The 3662-nt window shown below is 69.4% G+C and carries 5 protein-coding genes; 2 read left to right on the top strand and 3 right to left on the bottom strand.

Annotated elements, in window-relative coordinates; translation table 11 throughout:
• Window positions 1–109: 109 nt before the first annotated feature.
• The 3 genes from zupT to AC1DQP_RS18045 all read right to left on the bottom strand — a co-directional run bounded on the left by zupT (window position 110) and on the right by AC1DQP_RS18045 (window position 1774).
• The gene (gene zupT, locus AC1DQP_RS18035) at window positions 110–919 is read right to left on the bottom strand and encodes a zinc transporter ZupT (protein WP_457319273.1); all 810 of its coding nucleotides are present in this window, start codon (window positions 917–919) and stop codon (window positions 110–112) included.
• Between the two features lie 92 nt (window positions 920–1011).
• Window positions 1012–1428 (bottom strand): energy transducer TonB, encoded by a 417-nt coding sequence (locus tag AC1DQP_RS18040; RefSeq protein WP_457319274.1) that lies wholly within the window; start codon window positions 1426–1428, stop codon window positions 1012–1014.
• Between the two features lie 4 nt (window positions 1429–1432).
• Entirely contained in the window at window positions 1433–1774 is a 342-nt protein-coding gene (locus tag AC1DQP_RS18045; protein ID WP_457319275.1) for a 4a-hydroxytetrahydrobiopterin dehydratase, read from the bottom strand.
• Between the two features lie 102 nt (window positions 1775–1876).
• Between AC1DQP_RS18045 and AC1DQP_RS18050 the strand changes: the two genes are divergently transcribed.
• Both AC1DQP_RS18050 and AC1DQP_RS18055 read left to right on the top strand, forming a co-directional pair.
• On the top strand, window positions 1877–2476 hold the full coding sequence (locus AC1DQP_RS18050; protein WP_256775581.1) for an NfuA family Fe-S biogenesis protein: 600 nt from the start codon (window positions 1877–1879) through the stop codon (window positions 2474–2476).
• 9 nt (window positions 2477–2485) lie between these two features.
• A partial coding sequence (locus AC1DQP_RS18055) for a hypothetical protein (protein WP_478052155.1) occupies window positions 2486–3662 on the top strand: 1177 nt, incomplete at its 3' end.

Raw genomic sequence — 3662 nt, forward strand, 5'->3', positions numbered from 1 at the left:
CCGCATGCCCCAACCAAAAGCAGCCGGCCAGCGGCCGGCCCCGATCAGGAGCAGCCGGCCAGCGGCCGGCACTACCGTTGGTGCGTGCCGGGGGTGGCCGGGTGGGGTATCACCACTTGAACAGCACCAGGCTGATCGCCAGGCTGCCCATGCCCGCCACCAGCCCGTAAACCGTTTCGTGCCCCTTGGCGTAGCGCTTGGCCGCCGGCAGCAGTTCGTCCAGGGCCAGGAACACCATCACCCCGGAAATCAGCCCGAACACCCAGCCGAAGGTGGCGTGGTTGAGCACGCCCGACAGCGCGAAATAGCCGATCACGGCCCCGACCGGCTCGGCCAGGCCGGACAACAGGCTTGCACCGACCGCGTACCCTTTGTTCTGCGTGGCGAAGTACACCGGCACCGCGATCGCGATGCCTTCGGGAATGTTGTGGATGGCGATGGCGAAGGCCAGCGGCATGCCCACCGACGGGCTCTCCAGCGTGGCGAAGAAGGTGGCCAGGCCCTCGGGGAAGTTGTGTGCGGTGATCGCGATCGCGGTCAGCATCCCGACCCGTTTGATGTAGGCCTTGTTGTTGTCGCGGAACAGCGGGTCCTGCTTGTCCAGGCTCTCGTGCGGGTTGGGGATCAGGTGGTCGATGACCACGATCAGCAGCACCCCGGCCAGGAACGCCGCCGTGCCGTAGGCAAACCCGAGGCGCGCATCGTAGGCCTGGGTGAACGAGTCGATCGCCTTGTTGAGGATCTCGGTGAGCGACACGAACACCATCGCCCCGCCGGCGAAGGCCAGCCCGAACGCCAGCAGGCGCGGGTTCGGGCGGCGCGAGAACACCACCATCAAGCTGCCGATGCCGGTTGCCAGGCCGGCGGCCAAGGTCACGGCGAGGGCCACCCATACGTGTTCAGACGAAATGTCGAGCATGCGCCGCAGCGTCCTTGTAGAAGTGCAACGCGCCCCGGGCGGGGCGCGTGAAGGAGAGGCTTGCGGCGGCTGGCCTCATAGGACGACGGCGCTCAGCCGCCGCGGCGGAGCCGCTCTTCCACCGCGAAGCACTCGTCCGGCTTGGGCTGCGGCGGGTTGAAGCTGACCGGCACCTGGATCGTGGTCGACACGGTCTGGCCGTTGCGCGTGGCCGCCTTGAACTCCCAGCCTTCGACCGCCTTCCTGGCCAGCTCGTCCAGTTGGGCATTGCCGCTGCCGGTTACCTGCGCCACCTGGCCGGGCTTGCCGTTGGCGGCGATCACCACCTTGAAGGTGCTGGTGCCGCCGATGCCCTGGCAGGCCAGTTCGATCGGGTACTGCGGCGGCGGGGTCTTCACCGCGGCCACGTCGGTGGGCGCGGCGACCGGTGCGGCCGGGGTGGCCGGCTTGTTGCAGCCGGCCAGGCTGACGAGGGCGAGGCTGGACAACACGAGGCACTGCAGTTTCATGGAATCACTCCGTCAGGCTCGAGGCCTTGGCTGCGCAGATGAAGTCGTTTTCGCTCAGGCCGCCCACATCGTGGGTGGAGAAGCGCACCACGGCCCGGTCGTAATGCACGCCCAGGTCGGGGTGGTGGTCTTCGCGATGGGCCACCCAGGCCAGCGCGTTCACGAACGCCATGGTCCCGTGGTAATTGTCGAAGCGGAACGTGCGGGTAAGCGCCTGGCCCTGCTCGGCCACTGCCCAGCCGGGAATCTGCGCCAGCAGTTCGGCCACCCGGGCCTCGCCCAGCTTGTGGTCGCTGCCCTTGCGCGGCACGCAATGCGCCTGCGCCAGCGGAATCAGGTCGGCCATGAAATCCTCCACTCCCTTTCGTGTTGCAAGATGCCTGAACGATGCGCCGGACGGTGTATAAACCGAATGAGCGCATAACATGTAAGTGGCTAGAATAGCCCGATGATCCAGATATCCGACACTGCCCAGACCTATTTCCGCAAGCTGATCGAGCGTGAGGCCGTGCCCGGCATGGGCGTGCGCCTGAGCGCCGTCGATGCTGGCACCCCGCGTGCCGACGCCCGCCTGGAGTTCGCCGAGCCCACCGACCTGATGGGCGATGAGTGGGCGGTGGACTGCGATGGCTTCACCCTGTACGTCGATGCCACCAGCGTGGGCTGGCTGGACGGTGCCGACATCGACATCGTCAGCAACGCCACTGGTGGCCAGCAGCTGACCATCAAGGCCCCCAAGATCAAGGGCGAAGCCCCCACCGACGCGTCCTCGCTGGTCGAGCGCGTGCGCTGGGTGGTGGAGAACGAAGTCAATCCGCAGCTGGCCTCCCACGGCGGCAAGGTCGCGGTGCAGGAAGTATCCGCCGATGGCGTGGTGCTGCTGCGCTTCGGCGGCGGTTGCCAGGGCTGCGGCATGGCCGATGTGACCCTCAAGCAGGGCATCGAGAAGACCTTGATGGGACGAGTGCCTGGGATTACCGCGGTGCGCGACGCGACCGACCACGAGAGTGGCAACGCGCCGTACATTCCGCGCGGCACGGCCGCCTGATTCCGCTGCGTGCCACTGCGCCGGGCTGACGACATCCTCGAGTGGCTGCTGGCACGCCAGCCGGACAACCGCATCCTCGAAAAAACCACGGGCCTGCCGTATGGGTGGGGCCTGTGGCTGCKTGCGCTCACCCCGCTGCCGCGGCCGTTCCGTGCCAGTGAGGTTATCGCCGAGCTGATCCAGCGGCCATTGCCGGTGTCCAGCGGCCGTCTGCCGCAGCTGGGTTTCCTGCAGTCAATCCGACGCCTGCTGTGGCAGGGCTGGGACCCGGCGCCGCGCGACCAGCGCTGGATGCGCTGGAGTTCGGCCAGCATCAGCCTCCTGTTGCATGTGCTGTTTGCCGTGCTGCTGCTGTGGGTTGCGCTGATCCGGCCGCCGGTGGAGCCCGAGCAGGGTGGCGAGAGTGGCCGCGTGCAGGTGGCCCTGGTGGGGCGTGGCACGCCGCAGGAAGAGGGCGGTGGCGAAGCGACGCCGGATGCGGCAGCACGTGCCCCGAGCAATGCACCGGCCAGCGAACCGGACGCAGCGGCCAGCAGCCCGCGGGCGTCGGCGTCTGCATCGGCCCCGCAGCCGAGTGCCGAGCCCACGCCACCCGAGGTGCCGCAACCGACGCCGCCCAGCCCGGTGACGCCGCCGGTCGAGCAGCCGGTGCAGGCCACCGAAGTTGCGCAGGCGACCACGGATTTTGTCGTGCCGCCCACCAGCGTGGTGCGCACCGAGGTGCGGGTGACGCCACGTGAGCCGCAGGACATCGCCGTGCGCGAGCGCACCGTCACTACCGTCGAGGCGCCGACCCCGCGCGCCAGCGTGGCGGTGCCGCGGCCGGCCGAACCCCAGCTGCGCACGCCGGAGCCCACGGTGCGCGAGCGCCAGGTCAGCGTGGTCGGGGCGCCTGCGACCACGGTGCGCGTGCCCGGTCCACGCGTGGAGGCCACGCTGCCCCAGCGCGAGGTGCAGGTGCGCGAACGCGAGGTCCAGCCTGTCACGGCGCCATCGGTGACGATGGCGACGGTGCCGCAACGGGACGTCACCGTGAGCGGCAGGTCGACCGAGGTTGCAGTGCGCGAACGCAGCGTGCCCACGCCAGCCGCGCGGCCGGCACCGGCGTCGACCAGCACCGCGCCGCGCACGGCGAGCGCGACGTCCACCGCGACGGCGACCACGCCGAGCACCAGCAGCAGCCCCT

The organism is Stenotrophomonas sp. P5_A8 (genome assembly GCF_056400545.1).

Coding starts and splice junctions, on each gene's coding strand:
- AC1DQP_RS18045 (WP_457319275.1), bottom strand. CDS start 1,774: ATGGCCGACCTGATTCCGCTGGCGCAGGCGCATTGCGTGCCGCGCAAG.
- AC1DQP_RS18040 (WP_457319274.1), bottom strand. CDS start 1,428: ATGAAACTGCAGTGCCTCGTGTTGTCCAGCCTCGCCCTCGTCAGCCTG.
- AC1DQP_RS18050 (WP_256775581.1), top strand. CDS start 1,877: ATGATCCAGATATCCGACACTGCCCAGACCTATTTCCGCAAGCTGATC.
- zupT (WP_457319273.1), bottom strand. CDS start 919: ATGCTCGACATTTCGTCTGAACACGTATGGGTGGCCCTCGCCGTGACC.